The following is a 13,906-nucleotide window of genomic DNA, read 5'->3' as shown; positions in this document are numbered from 1 at the left end:
TTACCTCGCGACCAAGCGGACCGGTGTGTCGTAGTAGACCGCGCCGCCGCCCGCGTCGGTCGTGGCCGCGGGAATGATCGCGTTCGCGCACCGGCCGGTGTGCAGCCAGCCGCCCTTCGCCATGAGGACGACGTCCTTTCGCTGACGGTCGTCGAACTTCAGCGTGACCTCGAGAGAGCCCATCGCCGACTCGAGGCGCACCGTCTCGCCGTCAATGAATCCGTTCGCGACGGCAGGATGCACGGTCGCGGTCGCGGGGCCGGCCTGTTTGCGCGGGTGCGCCCACTGCGACGACTGCGCCTTCTCCGTGGAGCACGCCATGAGGAGGAGCGGCCGGTCACTCGTCGGCCGCGCGGGCTCGGGATCGACGTCGTGGATGAGGTTGACGCGGCCGCTCGCGGTCTTGAATCGACGGTCGGCGAAGAGGATCTTCGGCGCGATCGGATTCTTCACGTAGCCGGCTCTCAGGGCCTCGAGCGACACGCCCTTGTCGGCGACCGGCGCCAACAGGCGCCGCTTCCAGCTCTCGACGCTCCCCGAGAATGTCTCGGACAGTCCGACGCGCTCGGCGAGCGCGACCAGGATCTCGTAGTCGGTCCGCACGCCGTCGGGCGGCGGGACGACGGGGCGCAGCTCTCCGAGGAAGTGATGGCCGTAGGCGCCGACGAGGTCGTCGTCCTCGAGCATCGTCGTCGTCGGCAAGACGACGCGCGCGGTGCGCGCCGTGTCGGTGAGGAACGAGTCGACGACGACGGTCATCTCGCGCGTCTCGAGCGCGTGCGCGACGGCTTTGGAGTCCGGAAGCATCGCCACGGGGTTGCCCGCGGTGACCCACACCATCCTCACGGGAGGATCCGACGCCTCGAGGAGGCTCCGGCCGAGCGTCGGCTCCATGATCCGCCGTGGCGGCTCGCCGAGCCCGAGGCCGAGCGACGTGTCGAACGCCCCGCGGCGCTTGAAGTAGAACGAGACGCCGCCGCCCGGCACGCCGATGTTCCCGCTGACCGCGGCGAGCGCGTCGAGCAGGCGCACCGTCGCGGAGCCATTCGTGCGCCGCTGCATCCCCCAGCCGACGAGGATCGCGGACGGTCCATTGGCGTAGAGATCGGCGAGCTGCACGATCTCCTGCGGTCGCACGTCGGCGAGCGCCGCCCACGCCTCGATCGTCTTCGACTCCGCGGTCGCGCGGAAGTCGTCGAAATGGTCGCAGTACGACGCGGCGCCGGGATCGGTGCGGCCGGTCTCGAACAGACGCCGCGCGATGCCGAGCGCGAGCGCGATGTCGCCGCCCGGGCGCGGCTGCAGGAACATCTCGGCCAGATCGGCGCCTCGGTGCCGCACCGGATCGATCGTCACGATCCGCGCGCCGTTGGCCTTCGCCTCCTCGAGCACGGGAAGGATGTGAAGGTTGCTGATGTAGGGGTTCTTCCCCCAGAGCACGATCGTCTTCGCGTTGAGGAGATCGAAGAGGTCGTTGCTGTCCTCGTCGCCGAAGTCGGTGAGTTGGGCATCGTCCCCCGCCCCCGAGCAGATGTCGCCGTCCTTCGCCGAGCACGGCCCGAACGCCTGGAAGAAGGCGTCGCCTATCGCCTTCATCATGCCCAGACTGCCGCCGCTCCGGTAGTGGAGGATCGCCTCCCCGCCCGACTCGGCCTTGATCCGGAGCATCGTCTCCGCGATGAGGTCGAGCGCGTCGTCCCACGAGGCGGGCCGTAGCCCGTCGCCGCGCCGGATGAGCGGGGTCGTGAGGCGGTCCGGATCGTACTGCCGCTCGAGAAAACGGCTCGTCCGGTAGCAGAGGAAACCGCGCGTCACCGGATGGTCGGGATCGCCCTGGATCTTGACGATCCGCCCGGCGTCGACCGTTGCCACGATCCCGCAGGCATCGGGACAATCGCGGTTGCACGTCGTACGGACCCGCATCCACGGAGGATATCATCCGCGCGTGCGCCTACCGAACGACGCGCGTCTCGGAATCGTCCTCGCGGTGGCGGTGGCTCTCGCCGTCGCGACGACGACGCTCTCGGTCCACATCGCGCCCTCCGTGTGGGTGCTCGTCGCGGCCGCGGTCGTCGCCTCGGTCGCGCTCGCGGTCCCGCAGGAACGCGCCGCGGCGATGGGGGTGGCGCTCGTCACGGGGCTCGCGGCCGCACACGTGCTCCTCCGGCCGGGGCTGCCGCAGGTCCACGACGATCTTCACGTGTGGGGGTTCTGGGCGTACGCGCGCGCCGCGCAGGCCGGGCACTGGATGCCGATGTGGATCCCCGACCTCGGCGCGGGGATGCCGCTCCTCCAGTTCTACGGACCCGTCAGCTTCCTCTCGGTCCTTCCCGGGGTTCTCGCGCATGCGGCGCCCGTCGCGCTCTGGAAAGAGGCGATGGTGCAGTCCGACGTGCTCGCGGTCGTCGCGGTGCTCCTCGGCGCGCGCCTCCTCGGCGCCGGATGGCGCGGTGCGTCGGTCGCGGCCGTCGCGATGGCGTTCTCGCCGTGGCGATTGACCGTCGTCAATTTCCGCGGCGCGGTCGGCGAATGCACGGCGCTCGCGTTCGCGCCCATCGTCGCGGCGGCGGTGCTGTCGCTCGCGAAGCGTCCGTCGCGAGGCGCCGCCTGGGCATTTGGAGCCGGGCTCGCGCTCCTCGTGCCGACGCACCTCATCACGCTGTTCTGCCTCGGGATCGCTCTCGTTCCCGCGATCGTCGTACAGGAGCTCGCCGGGACGGAAGCGCCGGTGATGAAGCGATTCGCCGGACTCGCGGTGCCCGGAGCGATCGCGATCGGCCTCGTCGCCGTGTGGCTCGTCCCCTGCATCGTCGAGGGGAAGGACACCAGCCTCTCGATGCAGACCGAGACGCACCGTTACTTCATCTATGACGAGCACGGCGTCGGAGCGCGCGACCTGCTCGTGCGGCGCGAGTGGGACACGCTGCGGTCGTCGCTCAAGGCGAGCGACCGGGCGGCCGGCGCCGAAGGACAGCAGATGCCGTTCTACATCGGCCTCGTGCTGTTCGGAGCGGCGCTCACGTCACCGTGGTGGTCACGGTCGCGTGCGACGTGGGCGCCGGCCGCCGGCGCTCTCGCGGGGCTGGTCTTCTCGAGCGCGCCCGCCGCGATCGCGATGACGCATCTGCCGATGATCCACAAGATCCAGTTCCCGTGGCGGTTCCTGACCGCGGGGACGATCCTCGCATGCTACGCGGTCGGGCTCGGCGTGTCGGCGCTCGTCGAGACGAAGCCGCGGTGGACACGAGCGCTTCCCGTGCTTCTCCTCCCTGCGCTCCTCGTCTTCGACGGCGCGCCCTACACCGGCGCCGCCGGCTGGATACCGCCTTATCACGGCATCACGCACTGGGTGCGCGACCCGAAGAGCAACGGAACGGAGCCGTTCGACACGGTCATGCGCCCGGTCCCGCAAGATTGGTCCGGCGCGTCCGGCCTCATGCGCGTCGGCGATCTCACCCTGCCGCCCGACGACACGACGACTCCCGTCGCGCTCTTCTGGGTCTCTTACCCTGAGTGGATGACGCCGCCTCTCTATCGAGCCTGCCTCGCCGCCGACAGCGCGAACGACTGGGCCGCACTCGGCGTCTCGCGCTTCTTCTTCCCCAATCACGACCACGCCGCCGTGCTCGAGCCCGCGCCGTACGCGGCCTTCGAGCGCGAAGGACGTGAGATCGACGCCGGCGCGTTCACGCGCGAGCCCGGCCACATCGCGCTTCATCTGTCGGCGCCTTCGGGGGGTTCTTCCATCGTCATCCGCGAGCAGATGTTCCCCGGCTGGGAAGCGCGCGTCGACGGCAAGCTCGTGCCGATCGCGACGACGCAGGTCGGCTACATGCGCCTCGCCTTGACGGAAGGCGCGCACGAGGTCGTGCTCGACTACACGCGCCACACGCCAGCGCGGCGCACGGGGCTCGTGATGAGCGTCATGACGATTTTCGTGGCTCTGGCGATACGGAAGAGATCCTAAATCGTCGTCCCGTCGGGGATCACCGCGTTCTTCTTGACGACGACGATCCCCTCGCGGATGGCCCAGTCGGGGCCGTCGGCTTCCTTCACGTCGTCGCGGTTGACGATACGCACGTGGCGGCCGATGCGAGCGTTCTTGTCGACGATGGCGCCCTGGATGAGCGAGCCCTCGCCGATGCCGAGCGCGGGAGATCCGGGCGGGCCGTCGGGCGGGTACGGATCGCTGCCCATGATCAGCGAGCGGCGGACGGTGGCGCGGTTCATCGTCGTGCGCACGCCGATGATCGAGTCCTCGACGGTGCACGCCTCGAGCGTCGTGCCGTCCGAGAGGATCGAGCGGTTGATGCGCACCCCGTTGAGGCGGCTTCCTGGCAGGTAGCGCGGGTGCGTGAAGAACGGCCAGTCGGCGTCGTGGAACGAGAACGGCGGGTCGGGCTTCACGAGGTCCATGTGCGCCTCGTAGAAGGCGCCGATCGTCCCGATGTCGCGCCAGTAGCCGTCGAAGAGGTGCGCATGGACCTTGCCGTTCTTCACCGCCTCGGGGAGGACGTGCTGCCCGAAGTCGTGACGCGTCGGGCTCTCGAGGCACTTCGCGAGGAACGACTTGTCGAAGAGGTAGATCCCCATCGACGCGAGGTACGGGTGGTCGCCGCCGCCTTCGCGCTCGAGACCCTCACGGGCTTTCGCGTCCTTCGGCTTCTCGCGGAACTCGACGATGCGGCCCCTGGCGTCGACGCGCATCGCGCCGAACCCCGCGATCTCGGCCTCGGTGCACGGCAGCGCGGCGACCGTGACGTCGGCCTTCGCCTCGAGGTGCTCCTTGAGGATGCTGCGGTAGTCCATCCGGTACATGTGGTCGCCGGAGAGGATGAGCACGAGGTCGCCGCGCGACTCGAGCACGATCTCGAGGTTCTGCCGCACGGCGTCGGCGGTGCCCTGGAACCACGTCTCGCCGCGCGGCGTCTGCTGCGCCGCCAGGATCTGGACGAAGCCGCGCGAGAAGAGGTCGAACTTGTAGGTGCGCACGATGTGGCGGTGCAAGGACACCGAGTTGAACTGGGTGAGGACGAACATCCGCTCCATTCCCGAGTGGATGCCGTTGCTGATCGGGATGTCGATAAGGCGGTACTTGCCGGCGATCGGGACCGCGGGCTTCGCGCGGTCGCGCGTCAACGGATCGAGTCGGTTGCCTCGGCCCCCGCCCAGAATCACGGTGATGACGTCCTGCTCCCGCCCGAGGACGACGGCCATGGTCTCTCCTAGATGTGGAAGCCGCCGGTGCTCAAGCGGTGCCAGCACGACGCGCAGTACTTCTCGGGCTTGAGGTCGACGTCGGCGAGCGCAGCGGTCGTGAACATCGCGCAGCCGCGGTCGCCGCAATCGGGGAGACCGCGCAGGCGCCCCAAGGTCATGAGCGTGAGCTTGACGAGACGCGCGCGCTGCTTCACCGGATCGGTCTTCCGCTTGTAGAACGCCTCGAGGAGCCGCCGGCTGGAGAGAACGGCGGCCTTTCCCTTCGCATCGATCTCGCCGAAGACGCCGTCGGTCTGCGGCCGGAAGAGATCGACGTCGGTGAAGAACATCGCGAGGTCGGGCGGCCCGGGCGGCGCCGCGGTGCCCGGAGTGCTTCCGATGCGCTTCGCCGCCTTGAGGCGCGGCAGGTCGGCCCGGAGCGCCCCGAGCATCGGCCCCGCCAAGTGCTGCTTGCGCCCCGGGTCGTCCCCCGCCTTCGGAACGGGGGCGGGCTCGCGCAGCTCGACCGTGCCGTGGATCACCTTCGCGACGCGGGTCGCGACCGCTTCGACCTCCGCAACGTCGAACCGGCCGACCGGAATGAAGGCGATGCGGAGATCCATTGGGGAGACTGTACCATCGTCGTGATGGAGACCCACCGCCGCCTGCTCGACGAGATCGAGGGCGCGGCCTCGCTCAGCTCCGGGGACGCGGTTGCGCTCCTCGGGAGCGCCCTCGACGCCGCGGCGCGGGCCGAGGAGAGCGACCGGGATGCGCTCGATCGGAGCGCGCTCCAGATTCTCCGCGACGCCCCGCACCGCGACCGCATCCTCGAGCGGCTCGACCTCGAGTCGCTCGCCGCGCTCTCGGGCCGGGTCGCCGCGCGCCGCGATCGCACCGAAGCGTGGGACCTCCTCGACCTGCTGCGCCGTCCGGCAGTGCTGCGCCGTATCGCGCAGGCCGGCGCCACCGCCGCGTGGGCCGAGCGCATCCTCGCGCTCGTCGACCGATCGAATCTGACGATGGCGACGCTCCTCAGGCGGCGCGCCGCCGAGTACGGCGCCAAGGTCTTCTTCGAGGCCGCGGCGGCCGGCACGCCGCGCAGCCTGACGTGGCGCCAGTTCGCGGCGCGCGTCGAGGCGCTCGCGCGCGGGCTCGTCGCGCTCGCCGCGGGGCGCGAGCCGCGCGTCGCGATCGTGTCCGAGAACCGCCTCGAGATGGCGGTCGCCGATCTCGCGTGCCACGCGGCCGGACTCGTCTCGGTCATGATCCCCGCCTCGGCGACCGAGGCCGACGCGGGGTTCATGCTGCGGCAATCGGGGGCGACGATCGCGATCGGCGGCTCGCGCGAGATCCTCGCGTTGCTCCGGCGCGTCAAGGAATCGATCCCCGGCATGGACGCTCCGGTCGCGATGGACGCCTCGATCGCGGGCGGCCTCACGACGCTCGACGCGATCGCCGGGCGCGCCGGCGAAACGCCGCTCGAGGATCTCGACCGGCGCCGCCTCGCGGTGAGCGCCGGCGACCTCGCGACGATCATGTACACGTCCGGGACGACCGGCACACCGAAGGGGATCTGCTTCTCGCACCGCAACGTCGTCTTCAAGCGGTTCGCGCGCGCGCTGGCGCTCCCCGAGATCGGCGAGGACGACGTCTTCCTCTGTTATCTGCCGCTGTTCCACACCTTCGGCCGCTTCCTGGAGCTCTACGGCTCGATCTTCTGGGGCGCGACGTACGTCGCGCTCGACAACCCGTCGGTCGAGGCGCTCGTCGCGGGCATGCGCCGCTGGCGGCCGACCGTCTTCATCAGCGTGCCGAAGAAGTGGCTCCAGGTCCACGAGACGATCGTGCGCGAGGCCGATCCCGACAAGGTCGGCGACGACGAGATCGGCGCGGCGGTGAAGCGGATCACCGGCGGCCGCCTGCGCTGGGGCCTCTCGGCGGCCGGCCACCTCGACGCCGAGGTGTTCCGCTTCTTCCAGCAGCACGGCGTCGAGCTGATGAGCGGCTTCGGGATGACCGAGGCGACCGGCGGCATCACGATGACGCGCCCGGGCGCGTACAAGGACGACTCGCTCGGGCCCGCGCTGCCGGGGATCGAGCTGCGGATCGACGCCGACGGCGAGCTCGCGGTGCGGGGGCCGTACGTCATGATCGGCCACGTCGCGTCACCGGAGGGCGAGCGCACGCTCGACGCCGATGGGTGGTTCCGCACCGGCGACCTCATGACGATCGACGGCGAACGCCACATCCGCCTCGTCGACCGCAAGAAGGAGATCTACAAGAACATCAAGGGAGAGACGATCGCGCCGCAGCGAATCGAGCTGCTCTTCCGCGACTTCGCCTCGGTCGGCCGCGTCTTCCTCGTCGGCGACCACCGCGAGTACAACACCGCGCTCATCTGGCCGAACCCCGAGACGCAGGACGTCGACTTCGCGTCGATGACCGCCGAGGAGAGAAAGTCCCACTTCCGGTCGATCGTCGCCTCGGTGAACGCGTTCCTCGCCCCCTACGAGCGCATCGTCGACTTCGCGCTCATCGACCGCGACCTCTCGCAGGAGAAGGACGAGCTGACGCCGAAGGGGACGCCGCGCCGCAAGATCGTCGAGACGCACTTCGCCGAGACGATCCGTCTCCTCTACCGGCGCGTGCAGCTCAAGGTCGGCGGCCTCGAGATCGTCTTCCCGAACTGGCTCTTCCAGGCGGTCGGCCTCACCGCGCAGGACCTCACGATCGAGCCGGAGCGGATCGCGCTGCCGGGGCAGCACGTCGGCCTCACGCTGCGGCGTCTCCAGGAGGGCGTCGCGCTCGTCGGGTCGTGTGTGTACGTGCACCCGCCGCGCGAGGCGGTTCCCCTCGGCGTCCTCCTCACCACGCCGCGCCTGTGGATGGGGAACGAGGAGCTGGTCGAGTTCGCGCCGATCGAGACGCGCCTCAGGGAGCGGCCGGGACGCGCCGGGGACATGATCGAGAGGCGAGGGCGTCTCTTCCCCGGGCCGTCCGACCCCGCCCCCGCCGACGCGGTGCGGCGCGCGCTGTCGCTTGCGCACCCGGACCTCATCGACCTCCACGCGGCCGCGCGCCTGCTCGAGTCGTCCGACGAGGACGGCGCGCTCGACGCGGTGCGCCTCCTGGAGCGCGTCGCGGTCGGAGAAGAATCGGCGATCAGCGAGCCGGCGCGCGAGCTGCTTCGCCGGGCGTCGGCGTCGCCCTATCTCGCCGTCCGGCGCCGGGCCTTCACCGTGCTCGTGCCGTTCGAGCGCGAGGGCCGCGTCCAGGGGACGCTGCGGCGATTCCTCGCGGCCCCCGGCGTGCTGCTCGATACGGACACGCGTGCCGCGCTCTGCGAGCGCAACCTCTCCACCGCCCGGCTCGACGCGTTCCTCACCGAGGCGAGCGAGGCCGGCCGCGGAGCGGAGGGAGGTCGCGCGCGCGAGCGGCGCGCCGCCGCCCTCTTCAGGTTCCTGGCGGAGTACGGCGCGTCGCATCCCTCGCGTTACCGCGCGCTCCGCGCCTTCTTCGTTCGCACAATGCTCTTCGCCGCGACCGAGTCCGCGCGCGAGGAGGCATTCCGCGCCCTCGACGATCTGGTCAAGGGTTTCCGCGGATGGCTGGGACCGACAGTGCAGGTCGCGGTCGATTCGGAGACCGGCCAGGAGTACCGGTGGGCGGACGTCGTCGCGTTCGACGACGGCGTTCCGCAGGGCGACCGCGAGCGCATCCTCGGTGCGATCCGCGGAACGTCGTTCCTGCGCGAAGCGGTGTTCCTCTTCTCCGGCGGCGCCGAGCCGCGCCTCCCCGACATTCCGCCGGGTGGGATCTGGATCCGTCCGCTGGGATCGCGCCCCGACAAGTCGGTCTACCGGATCACCGTGCAGACGCGCTTCCAGGGCGCGTACGACCTCGCCGTGAACCTCAACCACGGCCGGCCGAAGGAGCGGGTGCGGGACGAGATCCACTGGCTCGTCCTCTGCGGCGAGCCGGGCACGAGCGATCCCCTCGTCGAGGACTTCGGCGGCTACTGGCCCGAGCAGGACCTCTGGAGCGAGGAGTTCATCCCCGGCGAATCGCTCGACCGCACGCTCCGGCGCGTCGCGCGCCAGGGCGACGAGGAGCGCTTCCGGGGTCTCTGGCCCTACTTCGCGTGGAGCGCGCTCGCCGCGCACGTCGACTTCTGGAACCGCACGGGGCGCCAGCGCGAGATCGCCGATCCCGGCATGGCGAACCTCATCGTTCCTCCGCACGACTACCAATCGGGCGCGCGCATCGTCTCGGTCGCCGCCGTCCGCGAGCACCGCGGGCTCGTCCCGATGCTGCGGTTCTTCCACGAGGAGCTCCTGAAGCCCGTCGAGGCGGCGCATCCGGTTCTTGCGGGCGCGGCCGGCTGGGACATGCTCTTCTCGCCCGTCATGGAGATCATCGGCGAGGAAGAAGGAACGAGGCTCCTTCGCGAAGCGCTCCACCGCGAAGCGAACGGGATGCCCGACGATATGCGGGCGGGGCTCGCGCGCTTCCTGGACGGTGTCGATCGCCTCGGCTTCCGCCCGCTCCGTCTCTACTTCGCGATCCGCCGCTACCGACGCTGGGCCGACCTGTCGGCCGACGCCACCCCGCAGGCCCGCGCCCGCACGATGCACGAGTTCTGGGACACGTACGGCCTGGCGAAGCTCGCTCGCGGCTACCCCGAGACGCGCGCGCGTTTCTTTCTCCAGACCGTGTTCAAGGACTCGCCGGCGCCGCTCGCGGAGGGTCTCGAGGAGATCGTCGGCCGCCTGCGGCGAGGCGAGCTCCCGAGCGACGGCCTCATCGACGCCGTCGCCGACCTGCGGGCGCGCCTCGACGTCTCCGCCGCGGACGACTACTTCCTCGCGCGCCTCTCCTTCCCCTACCTGCGCCCGGAGGACGAGGCCGGCTTCGTCGTCCACGACGCCCCCGGCGGCCGCGCGCAGAACGAGATCGTCGTCACCCTCGAGGACCACGACGGAGCCGCGTTCCAGGTCCGCCACGCGCTCTCACCGAAGGAGGTCGCGCGCCTCCATCGCCTCTTCCTCGCGGCGAGCCTCGATGTCCGCTTCCGCCCCGAGCACCAGTACCTCGTCGCCGTCAACGACAAGGGCACGCTCATCGGCGGCATCGTCTACGAGATCGAGGACGAAGGACGCTCCGCCCACCTCGAGAAGATCGTGGTCGCCGAGCGCTACCGGAAGAAGGGCGTCGCCGACGGATTGATGCAGGAATTCTTCAATCGCGTGAAGGCATCGGGCGCCGGCACCGTGACCACGGGCTTCTTCCGCCCCGAGTACTTCTACGGCTATGGCTTCAAGATCGAGAAGCGCTACGCGGGGCTCGTCAAAGAGCTCTCGTAGGGACCTCCGCGAAACCGTTCCCGGAATGAGCGCATCTACAATGTGAACCGCATGCAGATCGCTCGCTTGATCCTCGCCGTCGTCGCGGCTTACGCCGGGGTCGGCGCCGCCTTCGCGATTCCTTTCCTTTCAAGAGGGATCCTGCGAATCGACCCGGCGGCCCGCGGGACCGGTTGGGGATTCCGGTTGCTCATCCTTCCGGGAGTGGTGACGCTTTGGCCTGTCTTGGCGGCGCGCTGGGCCAGGTCTCTTGGATCGCGATCGTGACGCGCGGAATGCGCAGGCTCCACCGATGGGCCTGGATCCTCCTCGCAATCGCGCTGCCGTTCATCGTGTGGCTCGGGCTCTCCAGGCGCGATGTCCTTCCGCCGTCGCGTGTCCTTCCCGGGATAGCGGGTGAATCGCCGGGCTCCCGATGAGCGCGACGTATCGAGCGATCTCGTGGACCCCCTTCAAGAGACGCTACGACGCGGCGATCGCCGCGGGCGTGATCGTTTACCTGGCGGTCTTCGTGAGCGCCGGTCTTGCGGTCCATCCGTCGGCGACGATCGAGACGATCCTGATCCGCGCCTTGGGCAGTCTGGCATTCGTCCTGCTCACGGTGATCCTCTCGATCGGCCCCGCCTGCCGGCTCGACGTCCGATGGTTACCGCTCCTCTACAACCGCCGCCATCTCGGGGTGACGACCTTTCTCGTCGCCTTGGCGCACGGCGCCTTCGCGACGGTGCAGTTCCATGCGTTGGGCGACGTCTCGCCGCTCGTCAGCCTGCTCGGAGGCGACCCCGGTTTCCAGACGATGGGTCTCATGGCCCTGGCGATCCTGTTCGTGATGGCTGCCACGAGCCACGATTTCTGGCTTGCGACGCTCTCGGCCCCCATCTGGAAGTCGCTCCATGTCGGCGTCTACGCGGCGTACGCGCTCGTCGTCGCTCATGTCGCCTTCGGCGCGCTGCGCTCCGAGGTGCACCCGATCCTCGCGATCGGCACCGGCCTCGACGTTCTCTGGATCGCCGGTCTCCACCTCGCTGCGGGATGGAAGGAGCGCGCTGATGACGCCGAGCGGCCGCGAACTCCCGCGGACTGGATCGACGCGGGCCCGGCGCTCGAGATTCCCGACGGGCGTGCTCGGATCGTGTGCGCGGCCGGCGAGCGGATCGCCGTCTTCCGGTACGGGAACAAGGTCGCCGCGGTCTCGAACCTCTGTCAGCATCAAAACGGTCCCCTCGGGGAAGGACGAGTCTTGGACGGCTGCATCACCTGCCCGTGGCACGGCTATCAATACCTTCCGGAGTCGGGGCGCTCGCCCGAGCCGTTCACGGAGCGGATTCCGACGTTCGACACGCGTCTCATCGACGGGCGGGTCTTCGTGAACCCGCACGCGCACCCGCCGGGAACTCCGGTGCCGCCCTCCATGATCCATGGCTGACCGCGTGCGTCCCGAGGAGCCGTTCTTCGTCGGCTACCTGCCGGCTCCGGAGAGCGCCCGGCGGCGGATGTGGCGCACCGCGCTGGTTTTCATCGTCGCTCTCGGCGGCCTCGCGGCGCTCGTCGCCGCGTCGACGGGACCGTTCGATCGCTCGCTGTTCGAGTTCGACCAGGTGCGCGAGTACCGCGGCACGCTGGAAGCGCATCCCGTCCCCGCCGTTTCGATCGTCGACCCCGGCGCGCGTTCGCCGTTCGGCGTCCGGCGTCTCCTCCTCGTCGCCCCGGGAAAACACGGTGCCGCGACGATCGCCGAAGCGTTCGACGGTGCGCAAGTCACCCTTCGCGGCAAGCGGATCGCGCGGGACGGTCGAGAGATGATCGAAGTCGTCGAAGGCAGCATCGCGCGGGCGAGCGTCCCCGGCGTGCCCGTGCCGGCGGCCTCGATCGACGATCTCGGCACGTGGACCTTGAGCGGTGAGATCGTCGACGGCAAGTGCTTTCTCGGCGTGATGAACCCGGGCCGGCTCGAGGTCCATCGCGCCTGCGCGATCCGGTGCATCAGCGGCGGCATCCCGCCTCTGCTCTACGCCCGGGACTCGAGCGGACGGGAAGCCGAGGTCGTGCTCGTCTCGTCCACCGGGGCTCCCGTCAACCGAGAGGTCCTCGACCTGGTCGCGCGCCCCGTCTCGATCACCGGCCGCCTCGAGCGACGCGACGACCTGTATTACCTGTATGCGGACCCGAGGGAGTACCGGCGACTCGACTGATCAGATCTGCGCGCGCACGTCGAGCTGGTTTCCCTTGCGCCCGCCCCGGACCAGCTCGGTATCGGCGATCCGCCCTGCCACCAAGAGCTTCGCCATCTCGACCGTCCGGCGCGCGAGGGCCTTGGCCCCGTCATGGAGCGCGCGGCTTTCCGCGACGTAACGGACGTTGTTCTCCATGTCTTCCGCGCTCCACCCGCGGGAATGGGCAATGTAGGGAAATTGCGGAAACTGGCAGCCCAGCTCCGCGAAGAACCCCATCATGGAGCCGGCCACCGCTTGCACGTTGTCCTGGCCACCCGTGACGATGAACGACGTCGCCTTGCAGTGCATCAAGCGCCGGTTCGCGATGGTCTCCTGATTTTGGATGCAGTTCATCCGCTCGACCATCTTGTGGTATAGGCTGCTGGCGGTGCCCCAGCGGATCGGCGTCGCGATCACGATCGCATCGGCCCAATGCACGAACGCCTCGTAAACCCGATCCAGCTGATCGGTCGGGTCCATCTGCGTGATCGAGCACGGCCAGGTGCAGGCCCGCGCGCTCTTCGAGTAGTAGCCCTCGCAGGGACGGAACGCGAGATCGCGCAGGCGGATGAGCCGTGTCTCGCACCCCTCCGCCGCGGCCTCGCCTAAGGCCGCGCCGAGCAGCTCGTCCGACGTGCTGAATCGCGGGTGTTCCAGGTTCATCATCGTCGTCGAGATGCCGGCGACGCGGATCGGTCCGGGTTCACGGAGGACATCCCGCGCCAGAGGGTGCGGTTCGTGAGGCTTCTTGTTCCGCTTGGTCGCCGACGCGAGGTCGATCAGAACCCGCCCCTCTTCGACCTTCACCGCATACGCGGGCACGCGGTCTTCCTCGAACCCCGGTTCGCCTTCCCCGGTCGCGCGGTGGAACTTCCAGTAATGCCAGGGGCACACGACATAGTCCCCGTCCAGCGCTCCTTGACCCAGAGGTCCTCCCGCATGATTGCAGGCCCCCGAAATCGCCGAAAATGCACCATCGCGGTGGATCAGCGCGAGACGGGTCCGCCGGACCGTCACCTCCTGTAACGATTGCTTGGAAAGATCTTCGACCGAGCCGACGTCCACCCAATCGCTCACGGCTTCCCCCTTCCCGACGCGCGGGGGAGTCTCGCACGAGCCGTCGCTTCA

General features: G+C 69.6%; 8 protein-coding genes. 4 read left to right on the top strand and 4 right to left on the bottom strand.

Going from position 1 to position 13,906, the window contains the following annotated elements:
• Window positions 1-1,923 carry a molybdopterin-dependent oxidoreductase gene (locus VFV19_06330; GenBank protein ID HEX4823910.1) on the bottom strand — a complete coding sequence of 641 codons (1,923 nt, stop codon included), beginning with the start codon at window positions 1,921-1,923 and terminating at the stop codon, window positions 1-3.
• Window positions 1,924-1,945: 22 nt separating this feature from the next.
• On the opposite strand from VFV19_06330, the gene VFV19_06325 reads away from it, so the two are divergent.
• Window positions 1,946-3,967 carry a hypothetical protein gene (locus VFV19_06325; GenBank protein ID HEX4823909.1) on the top strand — a complete coding sequence of 674 codons (2,022 nt, stop codon included), beginning with the start codon at window positions 1,946-1,948 and terminating at the stop codon, window positions 3,965-3,967.
• Here the strand turns inward: VFV19_06325 and VFV19_06320 are convergent.
• Together VFV19_06320 and VFV19_06315 are read right to left on the bottom strand one after the other, a co-directional pair.
• Window positions 3,964-5,217 carry a glucose-1-phosphate adenylyltransferase gene (locus tag VFV19_06320; protein HEX4823908.1) on the bottom strand — a complete coding sequence of 418 codons (1,254 nt, stop codon included), beginning with the start codon at window positions 5,215-5,217 and terminating at the stop codon, window positions 3,964-3,966. The genes VFV19_06325 and VFV19_06320 overlap by 4 nt on opposite strands.
• An 8-nt stretch (window positions 5,218-5,225) precedes the next feature.
• The gene (locus tag VFV19_06315) at window positions 5,226-5,822 is read right to left on the bottom strand and encodes an archaemetzincin (protein ID HEX4823907.1); all 597 of its coding nucleotides are present in this window, start codon (window positions 5,820-5,822) and stop codon (window positions 5,226-5,228) included.
• A 24-nt stretch (window positions 5,823-5,846) separates the two neighbouring features.
• On the opposite strand from VFV19_06315, the gene VFV19_06310 reads away from it, so the two are divergent.
• The 3 genes from VFV19_06310 to VFV19_06300 all read left to right on the top strand — a co-directional run bounded on the left by VFV19_06310 (window position 5,847) and on the right by VFV19_06300 (window position 12,757).
• Window positions 5,847-10,565 (top strand): GNAT family N-acetyltransferase, encoded by a 4,719-nt coding sequence (locus VFV19_06310; protein HEX4823906.1) that lies wholly within the window; start codon window positions 5,847-5,849, stop codon window positions 10,563-10,565.
• 415 nt (window positions 10,566-10,980) lie between these two features.
• The gene (locus tag VFV19_06305; protein ID HEX4823905.1) at window positions 10,981-11,991 is read left to right on the top strand and encodes a Rieske 2Fe-2S domain-containing protein; all 1,011 of its coding nucleotides are present in this window, start codon (window positions 10,981-10,983) and stop codon (window positions 11,989-11,991) included.
• Window positions 11,984-12,757 (top strand): hypothetical protein, encoded by a 774-nt coding sequence (locus VFV19_06300; GenBank protein HEX4823904.1) that lies wholly within the window; start codon window positions 11,984-11,986, stop codon window positions 12,755-12,757. The genes VFV19_06305 and VFV19_06300 overlap by 8 nt, the downstream gene beginning before the upstream one ends.
• Here the strand turns inward: VFV19_06300 and VFV19_06295 are convergent, their stop codons facing one another.
• Window positions 12,758-13,855 carry a Rieske 2Fe-2S domain-containing protein gene (locus VFV19_06295; GenBank protein ID HEX4823903.1) on the bottom strand — a complete coding sequence of 366 codons (1,098 nt, stop codon included), beginning with the start codon at window positions 13,853-13,855 and terminating at the stop codon, window positions 12,758-12,760.
• Between the last annotated feature and the right edge of the window lie 51 nt (window positions 13,856-13,906).

It is taken from the genome of Candidatus Polarisedimenticolaceae bacterium (assembly GCA_036275915.1).
In the GTDB taxonomy this organism is placed as follows: domain Bacteria; phylum Acidobacteriota; class Polarisedimenticolia; order Polarisedimenticolales; family DASRJG01; genus DASRJG01.
Note: the sequence above shows the minus strand (reverse complement) of the source record. Positions and strands in the feature narration are given on the sequence as shown.

Bases quoted from the DNA above. Each gene is read 5' to 3' on its own strand.
- VFV19_06305 (HEX4823905.1), top strand. From the start codon at position 10,981: ATGAGCGCGACGTATCGAGCGATCTCGTGGACCCCCTTCAAGAGACGC.
- VFV19_06310 (HEX4823906.1), top strand. From the start codon at position 5,847: ATGGAGACCCACCGCCGCCTGCTCGACGAGATCGAGGGCGCGGCCTCG.
- VFV19_06315 (HEX4823907.1), bottom strand. From the start codon at position 5,822: ATGGATCTCCGCATCGCCTTCATTCCGGTCGGCCGGTTCGACGTTGCG.
- VFV19_06330 (HEX4823910.1), bottom strand. From the start codon at position 1,923: ATGCGGGTCCGTACGACGTGCAACCGCGATTGTCCCGATGCCTGCGGG.
- VFV19_06300 (HEX4823904.1), top strand. From the start codon at position 11,984: ATGGCTGACCGCGTGCGTCCCGAGGAGCCGTTCTTCGTCGGCTACCTG.
- VFV19_06320 (HEX4823908.1), bottom strand. From the start codon at position 5,217: ATGGCCGTCGTCCTCGGGCGGGAGCAGGACGTCATCACCGTGATTCTG.